General features: G+C 42.5%; 17 protein-coding genes and 1 tRNA gene. 14 read left to right on the forward strand and 4 right to left on the reverse strand.

The window, feature by feature from the left end:
* The first annotated feature begins 69 nt into the window (after window positions 1–69).
* Entirely contained in the window at window positions 70–345 is a 276-nt protein-coding gene (locus tag ACTJKG_RS08970) for a DUF4342 domain-containing protein (protein WP_172335101.1), read from the forward strand.
* A gap of 26 nt (window positions 346–371) precedes the next feature.
* On the opposite strand, the gene ACTJKG_RS08975 is transcribed toward ACTJKG_RS08970, so the two are convergent.
* Together ACTJKG_RS08975 and ACTJKG_RS08980 are read right to left on the reverse strand one after the other, a co-directional pair.
* Window positions 372–845 (reverse strand): hypothetical protein, encoded by a 474-nt coding sequence (locus ACTJKG_RS08975; RefSeq protein ID WP_172335102.1) that lies wholly within the window; start codon window positions 843–845, stop codon window positions 372–374.
* Window positions 846–940: 95 nt separating this feature from the next.
* Window positions 941–3,391: an outer membrane beta-barrel protein gene (locus tag ACTJKG_RS08980; protein WP_440738991.1), complete on the reverse strand. Its 2,451-nt coding sequence runs from the start codon at window positions 3,389–3,391 to the stop codon at window positions 941–943.
* A 152-nt stretch (window positions 3,392–3,543) separates the two neighbouring features.
* On the opposite strand from ACTJKG_RS08980, the gene ACTJKG_RS08985 reads away from it, so the two are divergent.
* From ACTJKG_RS08985 to ACTJKG_RS09000, 4 genes are all read left to right on the forward strand, one after another.
* Complete coding sequence (locus ACTJKG_RS08985) at window positions 3,544–4,716, forward strand: metallophosphoesterase (protein ID WP_172335104.1); 1,173 nt, start codon at window positions 3,544–3,546, stop codon at window positions 4,714–4,716.
* Window positions 4,717–4,966: 250 nt separating this feature from the next.
* Window positions 4,967–6,340 carry a right-handed parallel beta-helix repeat-containing protein gene (locus ACTJKG_RS08990; protein ID WP_440738992.1) on the forward strand — a complete coding sequence of 458 codons (1,374 nt, stop codon included), beginning with the start codon at window positions 4,967–4,969 and terminating at the stop codon, window positions 6,338–6,340.
* A gap of 502 nt (window positions 6,341–6,842) precedes the next feature.
* Window positions 6,843–8,306, forward strand: coding sequence for a family 43 glycosylhydrolase (locus ACTJKG_RS08995; RefSeq protein ID WP_440738993.1), 1,464 nt, complete (start codon window positions 6,843–6,845; stop codon window positions 8,304–8,306).
* Window positions 8,307–8,775: 469 nt separating this feature from the next.
* Window positions 8,776–10,794, forward strand: a complete 2,019-nt coding sequence (locus tag ACTJKG_RS09000) for a M13 family metallopeptidase (protein ID WP_440738994.1) — start codon at window positions 8,776–8,778, stop codon at window positions 10,792–10,794.
* A 103-nt stretch (window positions 10,795–10,897) separates the two neighbouring features.
* Here the strand turns inward: ACTJKG_RS09000 and ACTJKG_RS09005 are convergent.
* Together ACTJKG_RS09005 and ACTJKG_RS09010 are read right to left on the reverse strand one after the other, a co-directional pair.
* Window positions 10,898–10,984, reverse strand: a tRNA-Ser gene (locus tag ACTJKG_RS09005).
* A gap of 82 nt (window positions 10,985–11,066) precedes the next feature.
* Window positions 11,067–13,133, reverse strand: coding sequence for an HD family phosphohydrolase (locus ACTJKG_RS09010; RefSeq protein ID WP_172335108.1), 2,067 nt, complete (start codon window positions 13,131–13,133; stop codon window positions 11,067–11,069).
* Window positions 13,134–13,334: 201 nt separating this feature from the next.
* Between ACTJKG_RS09010 and ACTJKG_RS09015 the strand changes: the two genes are divergently transcribed.
* From ACTJKG_RS09015 to ruvB, 9 genes are all read left to right on the forward strand, one after another.
* Window positions 13,335–14,192 carry an SPFH domain-containing protein gene (locus tag ACTJKG_RS09015; protein WP_172335109.1) on the forward strand — a complete coding sequence of 286 codons (858 nt, stop codon included), beginning with the start codon at window positions 13,335–13,337 and terminating at the stop codon, window positions 14,190–14,192.
* A gap of 4 nt (window positions 14,193–14,196) precedes the next feature.
* Window positions 14,197–14,733 (forward strand): hypothetical protein, encoded by a 537-nt coding sequence (locus ACTJKG_RS09020; RefSeq protein WP_440738995.1) that lies wholly within the window; start codon window positions 14,197–14,199, stop codon window positions 14,731–14,733.
* Window position 14,734: 1 nt separating this feature from the next.
* Window positions 14,735–14,908, forward strand: coding sequence for an Arc family DNA binding domain-containing protein (locus ACTJKG_RS09025; protein WP_172335111.1), 174 nt, complete (start codon window positions 14,735–14,737; stop codon window positions 14,906–14,908).
* Between the two features lie 69 nt (window positions 14,909–14,977).
* The gene (locus ACTJKG_RS09030) at window positions 14,978–15,505 is read left to right on the forward strand and encodes a hypothetical protein (protein ID WP_440738996.1); all 528 of its coding nucleotides are present in this window, start codon (window positions 14,978–14,980) and stop codon (window positions 15,503–15,505) included.
* Between the two features lie 215 nt (window positions 15,506–15,720).
* The gene (locus tag ACTJKG_RS09035; protein WP_440738997.1) at window positions 15,721–16,899 is read left to right on the forward strand and encodes an acetyl-CoA C-acyltransferase; all 1,179 of its coding nucleotides are present in this window, start codon (window positions 15,721–15,723) and stop codon (window positions 16,897–16,899) included.
* 97 nt (window positions 16,900–16,996) lie between these two features.
* Entirely contained in the window at window positions 16,997–17,911 is a 915-nt protein-coding gene (locus ACTJKG_RS09040; protein ID WP_440738998.1) for a hypothetical protein, read from the forward strand.
* Between the two features lie 98 nt (window positions 17,912–18,009).
* On the forward strand, window positions 18,010–19,497 hold the full coding sequence (locus ACTJKG_RS09045) for a POT-type proton-dependent oligopeptide transporter (protein WP_440738999.1): 1,488 nt from the start codon (window positions 18,010–18,012) through the stop codon (window positions 19,495–19,497).
* 114 nt (window positions 19,498–19,611) lie between these two features.
* Entirely contained in the window at window positions 19,612–20,343 is a 732-nt protein-coding gene (locus tag ACTJKG_RS09050; protein ID WP_172335116.1) for a polyprenol monophosphomannose synthase, read from the forward strand.
* A 181-nt stretch (window positions 20,344–20,524) separates the two neighbouring features.
* Window positions 20,525–21,547 (forward strand): Holliday junction branch migration DNA helicase RuvB, encoded by a 1,023-nt coding sequence (gene ruvB / locus ACTJKG_RS09055; protein ID WP_166094004.1) that lies wholly within the window; start codon window positions 20,525–20,527, stop codon window positions 21,545–21,547.
* Window position 21,548 lies beyond the last annotated feature (1 nt).

The raw sequence follows: 21,548 nt of genomic DNA on the forward strand, positions 1-21,548 counted from the left end.
TAGTTCTGACCCGGTTCTGTAACAAAACCCATTGATCACCATCCAATAAGCAAATCACAAAATTCTGCAATGGGTAAAAAAGAAACATTTTCCATCAGTGGCGAGGCCCTGCTGGGAAAAATAAAAGAGCTGGTTCATGAAGGTAACGTGAGCCGCATCTCTATCAATGATAAACATGGTAAAGAGCTGATGAGCTTTCCATTAAGTGTGGGCCTGCTGGGTGCTATACTGGCGCCGGTATTCGCGGCTGTAGGTACACTGGCTGCCCTGGTAACCGAATGCACCATTACCGTTGAAAGAGAGGATGACGACAATACCGAAAAAGGTGTTGAACCTACTGAATAAAGATATTAATTCCCGGGTGAACGCGCTTACTTATGACCCAGCCAGTAGCCCAGGATTAAGGCAACAACGATTAATGCCCACCAAATATATTGGCGGGTTTTATAGCTATTGACCTGCTTTTCGAGCCGGGAAATTTCAGACTGGTTGGCCAGCTTTTCGGTTTGCAGGCGCATATTTTGCTGCTGTAGTTTAACCAGCGTGCCACCAACCTCTACCGGTTTTTGTTGCTCCAACTGGTAACGTTTACTAAAGCCACCGTCTTTAAGAAACTTCTCGCCTTTTGGCTTCAGTATCAGTTTTTCGGGCAATTCATAATCGCCATGACTGCCCGATTCTTTGATCAGCCCCTCCCATGTTAATATTTGTACCATGGCAAAAGCGGTGGCCTCGTCGCCATCAAAAAGTTTGAGCAATTGCGTGCGCGTCAGGCTGTCTGGTATACCAAAGGCCTCCAGCATCGCATCCAGCATTTCGCACTCGTATTCGTTCAATTCCGTCATCACTACAAACTTCGCAATAATTTACGATTATTTTACTTTCTGTAAATAATGGAAGTTGACGTTTTACAGGAAGAGTCCTGAAAGCAAGGGTAAAATCAATGCGCCCTGCCCTGTTCACTATCGGCGCCACCGGTATCCCGTTTATGCGGCACATTGGTTAATTTACCAAAACTATAAGTAAAGGTAAGGGTTGCCACCTGTGTATCTACAAAGTTGTGGTAGGTTGCAGTAGCATCGGTAATATTGGTAATGGTGCCGCTTGGGCTAAATGTTTTTAATACATCGCGCACATTGAACTTAATAGAACCCTTGTTGTTCAGTATTTTTTTCTGAACAGCAGCATTCAGCATACCTGTGGGTATCGAAACAAACTGCCCATAAGTACCACTGCCATTAAACCAACCGCTTAGCTCGGCGCTCCATGTTTTTGATATGGTAAACTGGTTATTTCCGTTGGCGCTAAAAGTAGTTTTTGACTGATGCAGGTAGCCATTGTAAAATTGCCCCTGGTAGGTATTGTTAAATACTTCGGCATACAGGTTAACCGACCACCATTTAGTAGGCTGAAGATTACTGTTGACCGAAAAGTCCCATGTTTTTTGTTGCCCTATATTACCGGTGGTACTCACAAACACATTACCATCCTTATGAATGGTTTCATTTTGAACATCGGTGGTGTGGTTATAAGTAAGGGCTACGGTAAATAAACTCCTGAAGCTATAAGCCAGTTTATAATTATCCGTAAACTGCGGCTTCAGAAAGGGGTTACCGGAAAAGTATGTAAACTTATCTACAAAAAATGTAAATGGATTTAAACTCCCATAGCTCGGTCGGCCTATTCTGCGGCCATAAGAAGCAACCAATACGTTATGACCCGCAGTATCCAGGTTATAAGACAAATAAGCCGTTGGGAAAAGGTTAGTGTAATGCTTAACAAATGACGAATCGGGCTTTTGTGCGTTCCCCAGCTGGTGCCCATCGCCGTTGGTATTCTCTAAGCGCAGGCCGGTTTGCACCGAGAACCGGCCAAAAGTTTTATTGAAGTTAACATACCCGGCATTTATGTTCTCTTTGTATAAAAACCGGTTAGTATTATTATAGTCGATAGTGCTTACACCATCAATCACATTAAAATAATTAGCGGCATTATCTGTATTCACATAGCTGCTTTTAACACCGGCCTCCAGTTTTGCCTTGCCTTTAAGCGGATGCGTATAATCAACCTTTGCCGAGTAAATATTGATGGTAGATGGCAAATTATCGCTTATGATTTGTGTGTTGGTTAAACTGCCATCGGGTAAAAAAGTATTGTTTACAAACAGCTGGTTACTGCCTGATACGTCATGAATATAATCCAGATCGAAGGTAAGCGCTCTGCCTGTGCTATCAAACTTATGAGTAAAATTGAGGTTGATACCTTTGCTGTCGAATTTATTTTTTGATGTATTGAGAGAGTTAACAGTTGAATCCAGGCCACCGGTTTTATCATATAGCAAACTGTATACCGGACTGCTGTCATGATCGCGGGATATGTTGCCCGTAAATACAACGCCCCATGTTGTTTTTGGTGATATAAAATAATCTAAGCCTGCTTTAATATTGGTGTTGTTGCTGGATGGCCTGAAATAGGAAATATCTTTTAAAGAAGACTCAATATCGCCGCTACCATCCAAATAATTGCGGTCTATTTCGAGCCTTCTGAAGGTTTTTTGTTTGTTATAAGCAACGTTGGCAAAAAAGTTAACCTTATCTATACGGTAATTAAAGTTGATGCTTTCATCCATCCTACCGTAAAAACCCTGGGCCAGGTTTGCCGATACTACAGCATTAAATCCTCTGGTGTTATTTTTCTTTGTTTTGATGTTGATCACACCGGCATTTCCAGCGGCATCATACTTGGCGGGTGGGTTATCCATCAGCTCTATCTGATCCAGTGCCGATGATGGCAGCGAACGCAGGTAGGTGGCCAGGTTAGCGGCCGAAAGATAAGTAGGCTTATCATCTATCATCACCATTACACCGCTTTTGCCTTTAAAAGTAATATTACCATCGGCATCTATCTGCACACCGGGGCTCTTCGCCAATACCTCCAAAGCATTGGCACCGGTGTTGGATATCAGCGCTCCAACGTTAACTACCGTACGGTCAATCTTTTGCTGTACAAATGATTTTTTGGCGGTAACGTTTACTTCATCCAGTTTTTTGCCTACCGATGATAAAATAAAGGGAGACAGATTAACCGGCTTTTGCCCGCTAATTAATACCACACCGCTTTTATAATTTTTATAACCTATGTAAGTAATCTTGATGATATAACTATTGTCCTTTAAGTTTTGAAAAGCGAAACTGCCATCGGGATTGGCCAGTTTGGTACCTGCAACCACCGAGTCTTTTGCTATAAGTAAAATTACAGTAGCCCCATCAAGCGGTTTCTTAGCATCATCTAAAACGGTCCCTGAAATTTTGCCATCTTTTGTCTGAGCATTGGCAACATTGAATAGAAATAACGTGAATAAGGTTAAAAAAGACGAGTACAATAGTTTCATAGCTATAAGACAGCGATTAAACCAATATCGTTACTTGATCGCTATAGTTTCTAATATAACATTTTTGTTACATGCAAAGCCCTTTTGTCATCCAATTGCCATCATGCCAATTCTTTTAAAATCTTTTAGGAGGATGTTCGTCATAGCCGTATATGAAGACACGAATTTCTGCCATCATCCTGTTATGGCTCCTTATTGACATTTACTTTTTTTCGGCAGTTGCCACGCTTACCGTCAATACATCAGTATACCTGGCTTATTGGTTGTTTGATGCATTACTGGCAGGTACCATCATATTCAGTGCTTTTACCCGCAATACCAAATTGGTATCATGGCTTATGGCCCTGATGCTGTTATCATTTATCCCCAAGCTGGTAAGTTCCATCATATTGGTACTGGAAGATTTCACCCGCCTGTTCCGTGGCTTCCCCCCGCGCAGTTATGCCGTGAGTGAGTTGGCATTGGTTATAGCGGTTATGTTTTTCGGGATTCTGCTGTTTGGTATCACACGCGGGCGCCATTACTATAAGGTACGCCGGGAAACGCTCTTTTTTGACGATCTTCCGGAGCAATTTGATGGTTTTACGATCACACAATTATCCGACGTGCATTCAGGCAGTTTTAGCGATGCTAAGGGCGTACAAAAAGGGCTCGACCTGGTTAATGCGCAACAAAGCGATATGATATTATTTACCGGCGACCTGGTGAATAACCAGGCAACCGAAATGGATCCTTGGATACCGGCATTTGCCGGGCTGGAAGCGCCTTACGGCAAATATTCGGTATTGGGCAATCACGATTATGGCGACTATATAAGATGGGAAAATGAGGCTGATCAGCAGGCCAACCTTAACCGCCTGAAACAGGTGCACCAGGAAATCGGGTTTAAACTATTACTGAACGAAGCCACCCCTATTCAAAAAGACAACCAGGCCATCGCGCTTATTGGGGTTGAAAACTGGGGCAAGGGCGGCTTTCATAAATACGGCGATCTTAAAAAAGCAACCGCCAGTGTGCCTGACAAGGCTTTTAAGATCCTGATGTCGCATGACCCCTCGCACTGGGATGCCGTAACACTTGGTCACCACCAGCCTATCCACCTTACCTTGTCGGGTCATACGCATGGCGCGCAGTTTGGCTTTGAGCTATTTGGCTTTAAATGGAGCCCTATCAAGTATGTTTATAAACAGTGGGCGGGCCTTTATCAAAAAAGTGGGCTTTACCTTTATGTGAACCGGGGCTTTGGCTTCCTGGGATTGAAAGGCAGAATAGGCATCTGGCCCGAGATAGCTGTACTTACTTTAAAACGAAAATCATTAGTTTAACAGCATAAATGGTATAAAAAGAGCCTGCTAATTACTGATTAGCGGGCTCTTTTTTTTTAAATTTTTCGGACTAAATCAATTAGATAACCATTATCTATAAGGAAACTTATTAAACCTAAAACATACAGGAATTTTTAAACGGTAAAGTAACAATATCCCAAAAAAACCGTATAAAAAACCACTATACAAGCCCCTAAGAAACTTGATATATAAACCCTATGCATTTCACTGCGTCCTTGAAATTTCATGCATGAAAAATAAAAATCATTGGATTCGCATAATAGCCGGAGTGTTGGCTATATCGTCCTTCGCGATGTGTACTAAGAACAATGTTGAAAAACCTGTAAGCCCTTCTACAGCTGCTACTTCCTCCAACGTACAAGCTCAAGCGGTTTCTACCTTTACCTACACGGTTAAACCTTCGGATTGGATGGTCGATGGCACTAATATACCCCCAGGGGCTACTATATTTATACCTGCCGGAACAAGAGGATCGTTGCTGTTTAAAAACCTCAAAGGAACAACAGCAGCTCCTATTATTATTACCAATCAAGGCGGTAAAGCAATTATATCAACATCGGTTACGGCTTCATACGGATTTAAAACACAAAACTGCAGCAATTTTAAAGTAATTGGTCAAGGCACTGCGTCGATCAAGAACGGTTTGGTTGTAAATGGCGGCAACATCGGTATGACTATGGACGACCTGAGCACAGATTTTGAGATTGCCGGGGTTGAAGTTTGTAACAGCGGTTTTGCAGGTATTATGGCAAAAACAGATCCATCCTGTGATGCAGCAACATGGCGTGGGCATTTTACCATGAAAAATATATTTGTTCACAACAATTACGTTCATAAAACGGGTGGTGAGGGTCTTTACATAGGCAATTCTTTTTATGCCGACGGGGTATCACTCTCCTGCGGTACGGTTTTCCCTCACGATATCGTAAATGCTAAAATATACGCCAACTTTGTTGATTCTACCGGTTCTGAAGGAATCCAGGTGGGCAGCGCTGTTTCGGGGTGCGAGATCTATAATAATATGATTATTAACTCAGGCATGAGCCCTTTTTCGGCATACCAGGATAATGGCATACAAATAGGCGAAGGAACCGGGGGCAAGTGTTATAACAACCTGATCAGTAATGCGCCCGGTAACGGCATTATTGTTCTGGGCCTGGGAAACAACCAGGTGTTTAATAACTATATCCTGAATTCAAAGGGTTATGGCATTTTTGCCGATTCAAGATACACACCGGGCCCCTACTTTCAGTTTGTTAATAATGCTATTATCGCTTCTAAACTGGGTGGTATAAAACTAAATTCAGAAACTATCCCCATGAATACAGTTATCAATAACGTTATTGTACAACCGGAAGGAGCAAGCCTTGCTATCATCAAAAAGAGCAGCAGCGTTAAACTTACAGCCTCAAATAATTACATTACTACCAATGTTGCTAATATCAAATATGTAAATTATAATGGAGGTGATTTCCATCTATTATCGTCATCGCCCCTGATTAAGGCGGGACAAAACACCAGCGCTTACGGTGTAAGTTTTGATTATTTTAGCAATCCACGCCCACTTGTGAGTACTTTTGATATAGGCGCTGCCAAATATTGATATTATCTCACATAATCGTCGCTGGTTCCCTAAACAATGATTTCTGGCGCATGCTTGTAGCCTGTTATAATACGGCACGCGTGCGTCAGCAAAGGACTAAATGATTAGCGAGTCTTTTTCACCCATTCAGCACATTTCGCATAATACACTCATTTACAGAAGATCTGAAAATAGTACTCTCACCCAAAAATGAGACGATTTAACTAAACAATGATATGATCTGCGCAGGCAGCATTAAACAGGAACGTGTATTTTGGTAACACAATTATAAAGCGTACCTGATCGCTTTTCGGGATACACCTCCTAATATTTTAAAATATAGATTCGTCGGCCAGTCTGATAAAGATGGTTAATACAATAAGATATTGGATATGCAGCAGCATATGTCCGACCTATTGATCGCGCTTATAAACGTTGTTCTGCCAGGCATCATCGATCAGATTTTTGCTAATACCTATCACTCTCTCCATAAACCAATTAATGAATATCAATCTAAAAACCTATGAGAAACCAATTTACAAAAGCAGCCGGGTTGCTGACCCTCGCTGTATTGATGGCATGCAATTTTGCCGGATGCACCAAAAAAGGGGGCACATCTGCTTTACAAACAGACTCTTTAAAAAATTCCCGTGGTAAGCATACAGATGCTATTGACCAAATGAGCGGTAACCCTGTTTTACCCGTTCCAACAGCCGATCCGGATATTATTTATGCCAATGGCAAATATTACATTTACACCACCGCCACAGGGCCAAATACCAGTCAGTTTCATGCCTACTCGTCAACCGATTTATTAAACTGGACCGATGAAGGCATTGTTTTAGACCTGGCCAACGTAAGCTGGGCGCACACCGACGGCTGGGCACCATCTGTATGCGCGCGTAACGGAAAGTATTATTTTTATTTTACCGCCGCTAAAAAGATAGGTGTAGCGGTAAGTACCAGTCCAACCGGCCCGTTTGTTGATAAAGGCAGCGCCCTGGCAACGGGAGACGGTACCGACCCGATAGACCCGATGGCGTTTATAGATACCGACGGACAGGCATACCTCTACTGGGGAAACACAACCCTCAATATCCAGCAGCTCAATACCGATATGATATCTCTGGCCGGAACCAGGGGGCACAATAAACCATCTAATTATTTTGAGGCCTCATACGTAATAAAACGGAACAGCACTTATTACCTGATGTATTCTGTTAATGATTATCGCAATGATGATTATCATGTAGAATATGCCACATCATCAAGCCCAATGGGGCCATGGAACACCAAAGGCCGTATCACATCGCCCATCAACAATATAAAAGGCCCGGGGCACAACGCGGTATTGAGAAAGCCGGGCTGCAGTGATGAGTATTTTTTTGTTTATCACCGGCGCACCAGTACCAACGTAGATGAGCGCCAGGTGGCTATTGACAGATTATTTTTTGATTCGGCAGGTAATATTATGCCTATCAACATCACTACTTCGGGTGTAACACAATCATCGGGCACAACACCCTGTTATGTACCTAACCCTATACCAGATGGTCAGTATGCTATAAGGTCAAAAATAAATACCACCACAGGCGCTGGCCTATATCTTGATATTGCCGGATGCGCCACGGGTAACGCCGATGTACGAACCTGGACCCGTACCACTTGCGATGGGCAAAAATGGAACCTCACTTATCAAAACAACGGCTTTTACAAGATCATATCGCAATTGCCCACACACAAATCATTGGATCTGGATGCCTGTACCATTGACCGTGGTGCAAATATCCAGGTTTGGGATGTTTTCCCTAACGATTGCCAGCAGTGGCGCATTGAATCATTAGGCGGAGGATGGTACCGCATTATGGCTAAAGCCGGTAATAACGTACTCGATATCATTAACGGCGACCCCACCCCAGGCACCGACGTAAGGTCATGGACATGGAACGGCGCGGATCCTCAGTTTTGGAAATTTGAAGCTCCCTGAGTTTAATCAACCTATTTTCAACTAAGAGCTAAGGGAGATGGAAAAGTAAAAAAGCTCCCGGTAATATTAGAAGGCACTGAAAAAGTTCCTTAAAGTTAACGAGGTAGTTTTATTTGTAAAATGGAGGCTCTGAGAATCGCCTGTACAAAAGTACTCTCCACCATTCACCCGAGTATCCAAAAGAAAAAGAGGCTGTATCATAAATCAAATGATGCAGCCTCGGTTTTTACATATCCTCCCGGAATCGCTTTCTGGAGATACGGAGAAGAACATAACTATTTATTAATTGAAGTAAACCTTGATACTAATTATCAGAACCATGTTATAGCTGAATTTTGGTAGTTGAAGATCTTCTTCTAAATGTTATTGCATTAATTTTTTGTTTTGATCCGGTATTACACAATTCCTCCCTTTCATAGCCTGCTATTGCATCGCAAAAAAATCATTACCTTTAAGCAAATCTGCTTTTATGAATAAATTACTTTACTTGCTTTTAGCGTTAGTCTTTTTTTGTGCATGGAATAATCCCGATGATCACAAAAAAAAATTTGTTGACGTAGCCGGAATTGACTCCTTGATAAAACCTGGCGACAATTTTTTCCGCTTTGTTAACGGACGCTGGTACGACACCGCAAAAATCGCCAACGATCAGTCAGGTGTAGGTTCTTATAGTTTCCTCAACATCCCGCAAAAACAATTGTTGCAAAATATCCTGGATAGTGTTTCAAAAACCAAAAACGTGATGGGAAGCATTGGCCAAAAAGTCGGTGATTTTTATGCTTCGGGCATGGATATTGCCACCATTAACAATCGTGGATACCAGCCCATAAAGCCGATACTTACGCGCATTGATGCCATTAATAACACGCCATCGCTCATTGAGTTTGTATCAACTGAACTAAAAACAGGCAACCACTCGGTTCTTAGCTTTGGTATTTCTCCCGACAATAAGAACAGCGGCATTAACATAGCCCATGTTTACCAAACAGGTATCGGTTTGCCTGATAGGGATTATTATTTTAAAACAGATTCATCCACGCTCCATATTCAACAAGCTTATAAAAAATACATCAATACCTTATTTCAGTTAACAGGGAGTACTCCTGCCACCGCCGCGAAGAATGCGGAAATTGTTTACAGCATCGAAAAACAAATCGCGGCATCGCATAAAAACAATGTTGAGCTTAGGGACATTAATGCAAATTATCATAAAACAGCCATAACAAGCATCACCAAAATACAGCCTAATTTAAATTGGACTACCATACTTGCTAACCTGGGTGCAAAAACCGACTCTGTTGACATGGCTCAAACCGCCTATTATGATAAGTTAAACGTACTGGTTAAATCCATTGATTTAAATGACTGGAAAATTTACTTAAAAGCCAGTACCCTCGAAAACTACGCCGAAACACTTAGCAAACCATTTGTGGATGCTTCATTTGGATTTAATAAAGTGCTATCAGGCCAGACCACGCAAAGATCACGCAGACAGATCATGACTGAAAACGTCGACAATTTTTTAGGGCAGGCTTTGGGGCAACTATATGTAAAAAGGTATTTTAATGAGGACGCCAAAAAACGGGTGCTGGTATTGGTAAACAACCTCCAAAAATCATTCGAAAACAGGATCAATCATTTGGATTGGATGAGTGACAGCACCAAACAAAAAGCAAAAGAAAAGTTGTACGCCATCACCAAAAAAATAGGCTACCCCGATAAATGGCAGAATTATGATAAAGTACAGATAAACAGAACCAAATACTTTGAAAATGTACTCGCGCTTAACCAAAACGACTATCAGTTTCAATTGGCAAAATTAAACAAACCAGTTGATAAAACAGAATGGGGCACAACGCCATCAACAGTTACTGCTTACTATAATCCATCGTTTAATGAGGTTGTTTTTCCGGCCGGTATTTTGCAATTCCCTTATTTTGATTTTGCGGCAGACGATGCCATCAATTACGGCGGCATAGGGATGGTGATTGGCCACGAGATGACGCACGCCTTTGACGACCAGGGTGCACAGTTTGATAAAGATGGCAACGTAAAAAACTGGTGGACAAAGGAAGATTACCAAAAGTTCAGAGAGAAAACAAAACAGGTAGTTAACTTATATAGTTCATTTACCGTTTTGGATACCGTTCATATAAAAGGAGCCCTCACCCTGGGCGAAAACACCGCCGATAACGGTGGCGTGGCCATAGCCTACGATGCATTTAAGATGACCGAACAGGGAAAAGGTTCTGATAAAATTGATGGCTTTACACCTGATCAACGCTTTTTTCTATCTGTTGCCAGGATATGGCGGGTAAAAACCAGAGACGCGTTTCTGCGTACTTACGTGAACACCAATCCACATTCGCCAGCCATGTGGCGTGTAAATGGCCCCCTGATGAATTTCGGCCCGTTTTATAAAGCATTCAATGTACAACCCGGCGATAAAAATTATAAGTCCGAAGATCAGCGAATAAAGATCTGGTAGTAAAGGCTATTATTATGTTCGGCCTATAATAGGTATTATCACAATACAATAACATAACAAAAAAGTCCCGACAATTAATTGTCGGGACTTTTTCAGTTTTCAGCGGTGAGGGAGGGATTCGAACCCTCGGTACAGTTTCCCGTACGTCAGTTTAGCAAACTGATCCTTTCGGCCTCTCAGGCACCTCACCGTGTTCTTTTCAATATGTTCCCCGTTTTTCGGGATTGCAAATATAGTAATTCAAGCCTCCCGTCAAAAAAAAAGTTATATTTTTAATAATCTATCCGCACATGATAAATACTTCCCAGCATCCGCTTAAAAATAGTTTTGATGGTTTCAATATCTTTTAAAGTTATATTACTGTCTTTCAACTGGTTCTGATCAAGCTTATACTTCACTATCCTGTCAACCAAAATACTGATCGATTCTTCATCGGGCTCTTTTAATGAGCGCGAAGCGGCCTCCACCGAATCGGCCAGCATCAAAACACCCGCTTCTTTGGTGAAAGGAATAGGTCCCGGGTACCTGAAAATGTTCTCGTTGATGAATTTTTCGGGGAAATTTTTTAATGACGACTGGTAAAAATAATCAACCCGGGTATTACCATGGTGGGTACGTATAAAATCAATGATCACCTCGGGCAGGTTGGCCTTACGCGCCATTTCAATGCCCTTGCTTACGTGCCTGATGATGATCTGAGCGCTTTCTTCATAAGGCAGCTTATCATGTGGATTAAAGCCCGAGCTTTGGTTCTCGATAAAAAACAGCGGGTTTTCCATTTTACCAATATCATGGTACAGCGCCCCTGCCCTTACCAACAATGCATTGCCGCCAATGTTGTATATGGCATTCTCGGCCAGGTTGGCCACCTGCAATGAATGCTGAAAAGTTCCGGGAGCGTTAAAGGCCAGTTCGCGCAATAGCGGCGCGTTGGTATTGGTAAGCTCAATAAGCGTAATATCAGAGGTAAGGCCAAATATTTTTTCGAAAATGATAATAGCCGGATAAGCCAGCAGGGTGAGCGAAACACTTACCACAAATGGCAAAAAGTCCATCCAGTCGATATCAACAAAAGTCCCCTCCTTGGTAAAGGTGATACCCAAAAAAGCTATCAGGTAGGTTAAAATGATCATACCGGCCGAAATAAAGTATTGCTCGCGGCGCAGCAGGTTTTTAATACTATAGATGGATACCATACCCGCGGTTATCTCATAATAGGCAAACTCAAAGCTATTAGGCACAAAAAAACCGGCTATTAATACCACCAGCAGGTGTATATTGAGGGCCAGCCTGGTATCAAACAAAATGCGGATAATAATAGGTACTATACAGTAAGGGATATAGTATAAATTGGGCAGCTGAAGCTTAATAGCCAGCGAAAGCGCGGCCAGCATAGCCGTCATAACCAGCAATATCAGGCTTACCAGGCGGTTGTCGGCATAAATATCCTTACGGAAAAGGCGCAGGAATATCATCAGCAACGATATGGTTACCGCTACCAGTAAAAACTGACCCAGCAATACCAGTTTACGGTTGCCGTTGGTACGGGCATTATCCTCAAAGGCTTGTTTATATGATTCCAGTTTCTGAAAAACATCATCATTGATCACCGAACCTTTATATACAATGATCTCCCCCTTCTGAACCATGCCCCGGGTAATAGACAGGCCATCAACAGCCTCATTTACTAGACGCGAGGTTAGGTTATTATCATAGCTCAAATTGGTTTGCAGGCGATTTTGCAGCATATCCAACAAAAAGGCTTTATCCAGATCGGTATATTTACTTAGTGTTTTATCGCAATAGGCCAGCGCTTTTTCTTTGGTAAAAAGCTCGTTGGTATTTTTAGCCGAGGCCACATTTTTGTTTAAAACCGTAAGCGGGTAGTTTTCTGAACTTACCTGGTATTGCGGGTTAAGTTTCAAAATACCAGTTTCATATATTTCCTGTAACAGGTCGGCACCCGTATTGATATACCTGGGCTTCAATTTATCGCTTATACCTGAGTTATGCCATTTTATTTCTATATCGCTTTTAAAACCCTCCAGCTGCTGGTTTTCAACAGCGGCATCTAACTGATAAATGGGTGGGATACTCTCGCGGGCCGTTTTTTGGTCATTTTTAATTTCCTGCTGTGTTTTCAGAATGGCGAAGTTATAGGGCGATGCCAGGTCCTTCTGATTCCAGATACGTCCCTTTTCGTATTCATAGCTAAATTTTGCCTGCTTGGGTAAAAAAAACACAATAAGGCCAATACTCATCAGCATCATTAAAAACTTAACATTGCGGGAGTATTTACGCATTAATGCCTTTTGGCGCGAAGTGGATAGTTTTGCCATTTAATTAAATAACCGCTCAAAAATAATATAAGTTTCTGTTATCTATAGTATCAAGTAGCTAGTATCAAGTATCACGACAACTCAAACGTGGCATCCGGCATTGCAAAATCTTGATACTTGATACTCGCTACTTGATACTAAATTTGCATTTATCATTTTAAATTTGATATCTTTATGATATCATTTTAAAATCATCTTATCATGCAATCAGAAAAAATTATCAATCCGCCATCAGGCTTCACCGCGTTTGCGCTGTTCCTGGTCTTATTAGTTGTTGCCGCTGTTTTATTTTCCTTTGAACAGGTATTTTTAGCACCTATCCTGATCGTGGTCGACTTTATATTTGTGCTTCCCGGCTTAATCATCGTCAACCCGAATGAATCAAAAGTACTCACGCTTTTTGGACAGTATACCGGCAGTGTGAAAAAAGACGGCTTTTTTTGGGTGAATCCGTTCACCGCCAAAAAGAAAGTATCATTAAGGGCCTTTAACCTTAACGGCCAGCAACTCAAGGTAAATGACAGTATAGGTAACCCCATTGAAATTGCCGCGGTAATTGTATGGCAGATCAAAGATACCGCCGCAGCTGTGTTCGCAGTTGAAAACTATATTCAATACGTAAATATCCAGAGTGAAGCTGCTGTACGCCACCTGGCCAACTCCTTTCCCTATGATAACCTGGAAGATGAAAACGCTACCATTACCCTGCGCGGCGGCGCCGAGCAGGTAAGCCAGATGCTGGAGAAAGAACTGAACGAAAGATTGGAGCGTGCTGGTATTGAAGTACTGGAGGCGCGTATATCGCACCTGGCCTATGCGCCCGAAATAGCGCACTCTATGTTGCAGGTTCAGCAGGCATCGGCCATTATAGCTGCCCGTAAGCTCATTGTAGAAGGCGCCGTGGGCATGGTTGAAATGGCCCTGAACAAACTATCAGAAAAAAATATTGTGGAGCTGGATGAAGAGCGTAAAGCCGCTATGGTAAGCAACCTGCTGGTAGTGCTTTGCGGCGACAAAGCCGTTAACCCGGTAGTGAACACAGGTACATTATATCATTGATCATATGAACGATTACAGAAGCTTTGATCAGCTGCGTACTAATGAGCTATCGGTAATACGGCATGGGTTCTGGCGTCCCTGGTTTGAACTCAGCGATGGTCTGTTTTGCTATGGTAAACTGAGGTATGAAGGCGTGTGGAAGCCCGCCATGATTCTGGAGGCGGATAAAAAAACATGGATCATCAAACGCAAGGGCTTATTTAGCCGGGTAATGCTCATCTATGATACCGATGGAATGGAAGCGGGCACAGTAATACCCGAAGTGTGGTCGGGCAAAATAAAACTGAGTTTGAACAATGGGTTCGAGGCTGTTTATTTAAATAAAAAGCTCTTTACGCGTACCTTTAGTTTAATCAGTTCACAGGGTACCGACTTGCTGAATATCAAAGCAGAAGTATGGAAATTAAAAACACTTTTTAAAGTATTTATTGAACCCGATGCATTAAAACGCACAGACGACCTGCCACTGTTAACTTTATTAGGTATAAACCTGATTTTGCTAAGGCGGAAACAGGCAGCGGCAGCAGCAGGAGGAGGTTGATATGGCCGAAAAGAAAGCATTTATATTACGCATTAATCCGGATATGTTGAAGGAGATAGAAACCTGGGCGGCCGAGGAATTCCGGAGCACTAATGGACAGGTAGAATATCTGCTGCAACAAGCCCTGCTTGTGCGCAAAAAAAACGCAAAGAAAAAAAAGGATTCTCCTGAGTAATCATTTTGGAAACAAAGGGCAAGGATTTTCTGGCTCAACAATTGAACTTATGCGAAAAGTAATAGAATAATGGAGTTTCAGAAAATTGGTCAAACAACAGGTACATTATACTTAATTAAAGAAAGTCTGTTTGATCCGGAATATCTTTTAACTGATCATACAGCTAACTTCGGAAAACTTATTTATGATAGCCTGGAGCTGGAAATGGGTACCGCTTATATAGCGGGTAAAAGCTGGAAATTTGATTATGATTTTGAGCCCATCGGCAAAAGAGAGGTGCTGATATATGATGAAAGCAATAACCTATTAGGCAATGTTATTAGAGGTTACGGCTATTTATCAAATCCTCCGGTACTGATAATGACCAATGGACTTAAAGCCACATTTTCTGATGTGGCTGCGTTTTCAAGCGAATGTGAATGGATATCGGCTGAATTAGGCCGCTTAATTCATATAAAAAGTCCAGTGTTTTCTTTAACCGATACCATCACCATTATCAGGAAGGACATGCCTGCAGACACCATCGCCTTATTATGTTTTCTGGCAGAACACATGCTGATATTGCTAAGAAGAAATTCCCGAACCCATTCTTTTTAAGTTCACATCGTTCATTCTCTTCCATTTAAGCCTCCTTCGCACGAACTGGTGTAGTTTGCATAAATAAGAAAACCCCTACTCCCTGTTCTAAAAATCAATACGCTAAAAATATCCCTTAATTTAACATCCCGACCTATTATAAATTATTATGCATGCATAGCTTTTCCCTTTCGTCAAAATAATTAAATTTGCCACACCAATTTAATGAGGGACACATGAAAGAAGTAGTAATAGTAGCTGCCACACGCACGCCTATCGGCAGTTTCGGAGGTAGTTTAGCCGCCTTAAGCGCCACGCAACTGGGTGCTTTAGCCATCAAATCAGCAATCGAAAAATCGGGCCTCAAGCCCGACCAGATACAGGAAGTTTATATGGGTAATGTTATGTCGGCCAATTTGGGGCAGGCACCAGCTACCCAGGCAGCTATATTTGCCGGGTTGCCCTATTTACCCGCTACTACCGTAAATAAAGTATGCGCATCGGGCATGAAAGCTATTATGCTGGCCGCGCAAAGCATCGCCATAGGTCAAAATGATATCGTGGTTGCCGGCGGTATGGAAAGCATGAGCAATGCACCCTATTACCTGGATAAAGCCCGCAATGGCTATCGCCTGGGCAATGGCCAAATTACCGACGGACTGGTAAAAGATGGCCTGTGGGATGTTTACAATGATTACCACATGGGCTCAGCGGCCGAACTGTGTGCTGTTGACTGCAACATCAGTCGCGTGGAGCAGGATGCCTTCGCCATTGAATCCTACAATCGTGCCCAAAAAGCACAAGCTGCAGGCAAATTCTACGATGAAATAACTCCCGTTGAACTTAAAGATAAAAAAGGCGATACCACTTCATTTGCCGAAGACGAAGAACCCAAAGCAGTAAAGTTTGAAAAAATACCAACATTAAAACCTGTATTCAAAAAAGATGGCACCGTAACGGCCGCCAATGCATCTACCTTAAATGATGGCGCAGCCGCTTTAGTGCTTATGAGCAAAGAAAAAGCAGATGAACTGGGCATTAAGCCATTAGCCAAAATTATAGCCCATGCCGATGCACAGCAAGCCCCGGAATGGTTTACCACTGCCCCATCTAAAGCTATCCCACTGGCTTTACACCGCGCGGGCTTATCAGCAGATCAGATAGACTTTTTTGAGATTAATGAAGCATTCTCTGTAGTATCCATAGCCAACAACCAGCTTTTAAAGCTCGATCCGGCTAAGGTTAATGTTAATGGTGGCGCGGTTTCATTGGGTCACCCACTGGGTGCTTCAGGAGCTCGCATCATAGTTACCTTACTTTCTGTTTTACAGCAAAATAAAGGCAAATACGGCGCTGCCGGAATTTGTAATGGTGGCGGTGGCGCCAGCGCAATGGTTATTGAAAATTTACGTTAAATTAAACAAACCGGCTGTTCAACTATAAGTTACAACGGCTATTAGGATAAATTATTTAATTTAGCGGCAACATCATGTTAATTTTTAAATACCCGGTATGGTAGCCAGGCGCATGTTTCTGTTCGTAACCTCCCTACTTATTTGCGGCCATGTTTTTGGGCAGGCAGACGAGGGTTCACGCATAAAACAATTACATATTTACCAGGATAGCCTTGCCTCGCTGGGTAAAAAAATGGTAAATGATGAAAACGACCTGGAACGCAAAAATGCCAATTACCAGTTTATCAAAACTCTGGTAAGTGCACTCAAGATCAATAATTCGTTCCTTTTTCCTTTTGATTCGGTTAAAAGCATAAGCATCCTCAATTCGCCCGATAATCGTTTCCGGATCATGAGCTGGCATGTGATGAACCAGGATGGCAGTTACCGCTTCTATGGCACTATTCAGCTTAATAGCGGCGGGCCGCTTAAAATGTTCCCGTTAGAGGATTACTCCCCCCTGCTTAAAAACCCGGAGGACTCGGTAACCGATAACCGCAAATGGTATGGAGCACAGTATTATAAAATCATCCCGGTGTACGCGCAAAAACCATATTATGTGTTACTGGGCTGGAAGGGCAATACCGTAAAATCAACTAAAAAAGTTTTGGAGGTATTGTCATTTAATAATGGCGAAAAGCCTTCATTTGGTATGCCCGTTTTTGAGGGTAATGGAAAAAGCCGCAAAAGGGTAATATTTGAATATGCCCGCCAGGTATCTATGCTGTTGCGATATGTATCTGATCAAAACCTCATCGTGTTTGACCACCTGGCTCCGCCTGATAAAAAGATGAAAGACCAACCCGAAACTTTTGGCCCCGACCTCACCTACGATGGCTATAAGCTAAAAGATGGCCACTGGGCGTATGTAGAAAATCTGGATATGCGCAACATCCCCAGTAATAGTGATGCAGAATACGTAGACCCTAAAAAACAGGCCGCGAAAGACAAGACTTTGATACACTCCAACTAATAATTTATATATCGAAATAATTAACCCATCATTTGTAACACTTTTAAGTATAAAATTCTGATTTACAATATTTATACTATTTTTAACAAAACATAATAATGCAAGAAAGCCCAGCCGTAAAGGCTACTCCAAAATCAAGATTTCCCAAGAGCGTTCCCTATATTATCGGGAACGAAGCTGCGGAGCGTTTCAGCTTCTATGGCATGCGTTCCGTATTGACGCTTTTTTTGGTAAACCAATTTTTTAATCCCAACCATATCGACACTTTAAACGACGTGGCCAACGCTAAAGCCAATAAGCTTCACCACCTGTTTGTGATGGTAGCCTATGCTTTGCCGTTTGTAGGCGGTATGATAGCCGACTGGTTTACCGGCAAATATAAATTGATATTATATGTATCGATGATCTACTGTTTGGGGCATTTAATGCTGGCCATGTTTGATGGTGGCCTTGGCGGCTTTGAATTAGGCTTACTTGTGGTAGCCATCGGCGCCGGCGGTATTAAGTCATGCGTGTCTGCTAACGTGGGCGATCAGTTTGATGCTACCAACCAGGATCTGCTTTCGAAAGTTTACGGCTGGTTTTATTTCAGTATCAATGCCGGTTCAATGATTTCAACCGTTGCCATCCCATGGACTTATGAGCACTTTGGCCCCAGGTGGGCTTTTGGTATCCCCGGTTTGCTTATGGCGCTGGCTACCATCATATTTTTTTCGGGCCGTAAAAAATACGTAAAGGTTCCTCCACAAGGCGTTAATCGCAATAACCTGGTATTTATAACCTGGTATGCCCTAACGCATTTAGGTCAGCGCAAACCTGGTCAATCCATGCTTGATGTTGCCAAAGATTCCTATGATCCCGAACGCGTTGAAGGTGTGAAGGCAGTATACCGGGTGATGTCGGTATTCTTTTTCGCACTGGCATTTTGGGCTGTTTGGGATCAATGCTTATCTGAGTGGACCTTATATGCCGATAGAATGGACCGTGTAATTAACCTGGGTTTTACCTCATTCACAGTACTGCCTGGTCAGTTATCAACTGTTAATACAGTATTCCTGCTGCTGTTCATTCCATTTTTCAACTATGTAGTATATCCATGGTTCGACAAGATCGGCCTGAAAACAACCCCGCTTCGCAGACTTGGTGTCGGCCTTATTTTAACCGCTTTATCATTCGTGGTAATCGGCGTAATACACACCAGTCTGGATCATGGCGGTAAACCTACCATCTGGTGGCAAGTGTTTGCGTTTATGATACTTTCGGCAGCCGAAGTCCTCGTATCTATCACCGGTCTGGAATATGCTTATACACACTCGCCAAAATCAATGAAAAGTACCATGACCGGTATCTGGTTCCTGGTCGTATCGTTCGGTAATTTGATTACCGCGCTTGTTAATGGCTTAATAGAAGACGGCGGCTGGTGGGCACGTAACCTTAAAGGCGCAAACTATGAATGGTTCTTTGTTATTTTCATTGGCGTATTTATCCTGGTATTTCTTTTTGTTGCACCACGGTTAAAAGAGCGCAACTACATTACAGATCCTTATGTAGATAATCAGGTTATTGCTGATAGTACTAACTTATAATTTTTAACCATATGATAAAGCAGTTAAGTAACAATATTATTTAACTGCTTTATTTATTTTAAAACCGGGTTTAAATCAATTATTTTTGCCTTTTGTTTACCTGATATTTTTTAAGTGCCGGATAGCATTGTTATAATACCCACCTATAATGAAAAGGAAAATATTGAGCGAATGATTCGCAAAGTGTTTTCCCTGCCTCATGATTTTCATTTACTTATTATTGATGATGGATCACCAGATGGTACCAACCTCATCGTTAAGGAATTAATGAACTCCTTCCCCGAGCGTCTTTTTATAGAAGAACGAGCGGGTAAACAAGGCCTTGGCACAGCCTATATACATGGCTTTAAGTGGGCCATCGCGCGCCATTACGACTATATTTTTGAAATGGATGCCGATTTTTCGCATAATCCCGAAGATCTGCTCAAACTTCGTCAGGCCTGTATCGACGGTGCGGATGCTGCTATCGGTTCGCGATACAGTAATGGTGTAAACGTGGTGAACTGGCCTATGAGCCGCGTACTGATGAGCTATTTCGCATCGGTATATGTACGATTCATCACAGGTATTGACGTACGCGATTCTACAGCCGGCTTTATGTGTTATAAACGTAAAGTGCTGGAAACCGTACGCCTTGATAAGATCAAATTTGTAGGTTACGCTTTCCAGATAGAGATGAAATATACCAGTATTAAACACGGATTTAAACTGGTTGAAGTCCCCATCATCTTCACCGATCGCACCGCAGGCACTTCCAAAATGTCGACCGGCATATTTAAAGAAGCGTTTTTTGGGGTGATCCAAATGAAGATCAACAGTATTTTCAGGAAGTACCCTGAAGGATGATATTGATTTTGGAATTGGGATGTTCGATTTCGGATTTATTTTGATCTACTATTTTCAATTTTGATCGCCACATCATTATAAGTCCAACCATATAATGGCACTGTAACAATCCCGATAAAAATTCTTTAAATCCGAAATCGAAAATCCGAATTCCGAAATAAAAAAGCTAATTTCGTTGGCAATGAACGAGCATCTTGACCCCGGAGCAGAAAGATTAACCAATACCGAGCGCGATATTGAGCGGGTATTGCGTCCGCAGCAATTTGAGGATTTTACCGGTCAGCATAAAATATTAGCCAATTTAAAAGTTTTTGTACAGGCCGCCCGCCAGCGCGGCGAGGCGCTTGACCATGTTTTATTACATGGCCCTCCGGGTTTAGGCAAAACTACCCTATCACATATCATCGCCAACGAAATGAGCGTGGGCATAAAGATCACCTCGGGCCCCGTACTGGACAAACCCGGCGATCTTGCCGGATTGCTGACCAACCTGGAAACCGGCGATATCCTGTTTATTGACGAAATACATCGTTTAAGTCCGTTGGTTGAGGAGTATTTATACTCGGCCATGGAGGATTTTAAAATCGATATTATGCTGGAGAGCGGCCCTAATGCCCGTTCGGTGCAGATATCGCTCAATCCATTTACTCTCGTGGGTGCTACCACACGTTCGGGTTTGCTTACTGCACCACTAAGGGCCAGGTTTGGCATTAATTCGCGTTTGGAATATTATGATGCCAAGCTGCTTACAACTATTGTATTGCGCTCTGCATCTATCCTCAAAACCCCTATTACAGACGAGGGCGCTTACGAAATTGCCCGCCGCAGCCGTGGCACCCCGCGTATTGCCAATGCTTTGCTACGCCGCACACGTGATTTTGCCCAGATCAAAGGCACCGGCAATATCGATACCGATATAGCACAATATGCCCTGAACGCCCTGAATGTAGATGAACATGGTTTGGATGAGATGGATAACAAGATACTCGTTACCATTATTGATAAGTTTAAAGGAGGCCCGGTAGGTTTAAAAACCATTGCTACGGCCGTTGGCGAAGATGAAGGCACTATTGAAGAAGTATACGAACCTTTTTTGATACAGGAAGGCTTTTTGATGCGTACCGCCCGCGGGCGCGAAGCTACAGAAAGTGCCTATAAACATTTAGGCAAAATAAAACTGGGCGGCAACCCGTCATTATTTTAGT

Origin of the sequence: Mucilaginibacter sp. 22184 (genome assembly GCF_052045695.1) — a bacterium.
GTDB lineage: Bacteria > Bacteroidota > Bacteroidia > Sphingobacteriales > Sphingobacteriaceae > Mucilaginibacter.

Bases quoted from the DNA above. Each gene is read 5' to 3' on its own strand.
- ACTJKG_RS08970 (WP_172335101.1), top strand. From the start codon at position 70: ATGGGTAAAAAAGAAACATTTTCCATCAGTGGCGAGGCCCTGCTGGGA.
- ACTJKG_RS08975 (WP_172335102.1), bottom strand. From the start codon at position 845: ATGACGGAATTGAACGAATACGAGTGCGAAATGCTGGATGCGATGCTG.
- ACTJKG_RS08980 (WP_440738991.1), bottom strand. From the start codon at position 3,391: ATGAAACTATTGTACTCGTCTTTTTTAACCTTATTCACGTTATTTCTA.
- ACTJKG_RS08985 (WP_172335104.1), top strand. From the start codon at position 3,544: ATGAAGACACGAATTTCTGCCATCATCCTGTTATGGCTCCTTATTGAC.
- ACTJKG_RS08990 (WP_440738992.1), top strand. From the start codon at position 4,967: ATGAAAAATAAAAATCATTGGATTCGCATAATAGCCGGAGTGTTGGCT.
- ACTJKG_RS08995 (WP_440738993.1), top strand. From the start codon at position 6,843: ATGAGAAACCAATTTACAAAAGCAGCCGGGTTGCTGACCCTCGCTGTA.
- ACTJKG_RS09000 (WP_440738994.1), top strand. From the start codon at position 8,776: ATGAATAAATTACTTTACTTGCTTTTAGCGTTAGTCTTTTTTTGTGCA.
- ACTJKG_RS09010 (WP_172335108.1), bottom strand. From the start codon at position 13,133: ATGGCAAAACTATCCACTTCGCGCCAAAAGGCATTAATGCGTAAATAC.
- ACTJKG_RS09015 (WP_172335109.1), top strand. From the start codon at position 13,335: ATGCAATCAGAAAAAATTATCAATCCGCCATCAGGCTTCACCGCGTTT.
- ACTJKG_RS09020 (WP_440738995.1), top strand. From the start codon at position 14,197: ATGAACGATTACAGAAGCTTTGATCAGCTGCGTACTAATGAGCTATCG.
- ACTJKG_RS09025 (WP_172335111.1), top strand. From the start codon at position 14,735: ATGGCCGAAAAGAAAGCATTTATATTACGCATTAATCCGGATATGTTG.
- ACTJKG_RS09030 (WP_440738996.1), top strand. From the start codon at position 14,978: ATGGAGTTTCAGAAAATTGGTCAAACAACAGGTACATTATACTTAATT.
- ACTJKG_RS09035 (WP_440738997.1), top strand. From the start codon at position 15,721: ATGAAAGAAGTAGTAATAGTAGCTGCCACACGCACGCCTATCGGCAGT.
- ACTJKG_RS09040 (WP_440738998.1), top strand. From the start codon at position 16,997: ATGGTAGCCAGGCGCATGTTTCTGTTCGTAACCTCCCTACTTATTTGC.
- ACTJKG_RS09045 (WP_440738999.1), top strand. From the start codon at position 18,010: ATGCAAGAAAGCCCAGCCGTAAAGGCTACTCCAAAATCAAGATTTCCC.
- ruvB (WP_166094004.1), top strand. From the start codon at position 20,525: ATGAACGAGCATCTTGACCCCGGAGCAGAAAGATTAACCAATACCGAG.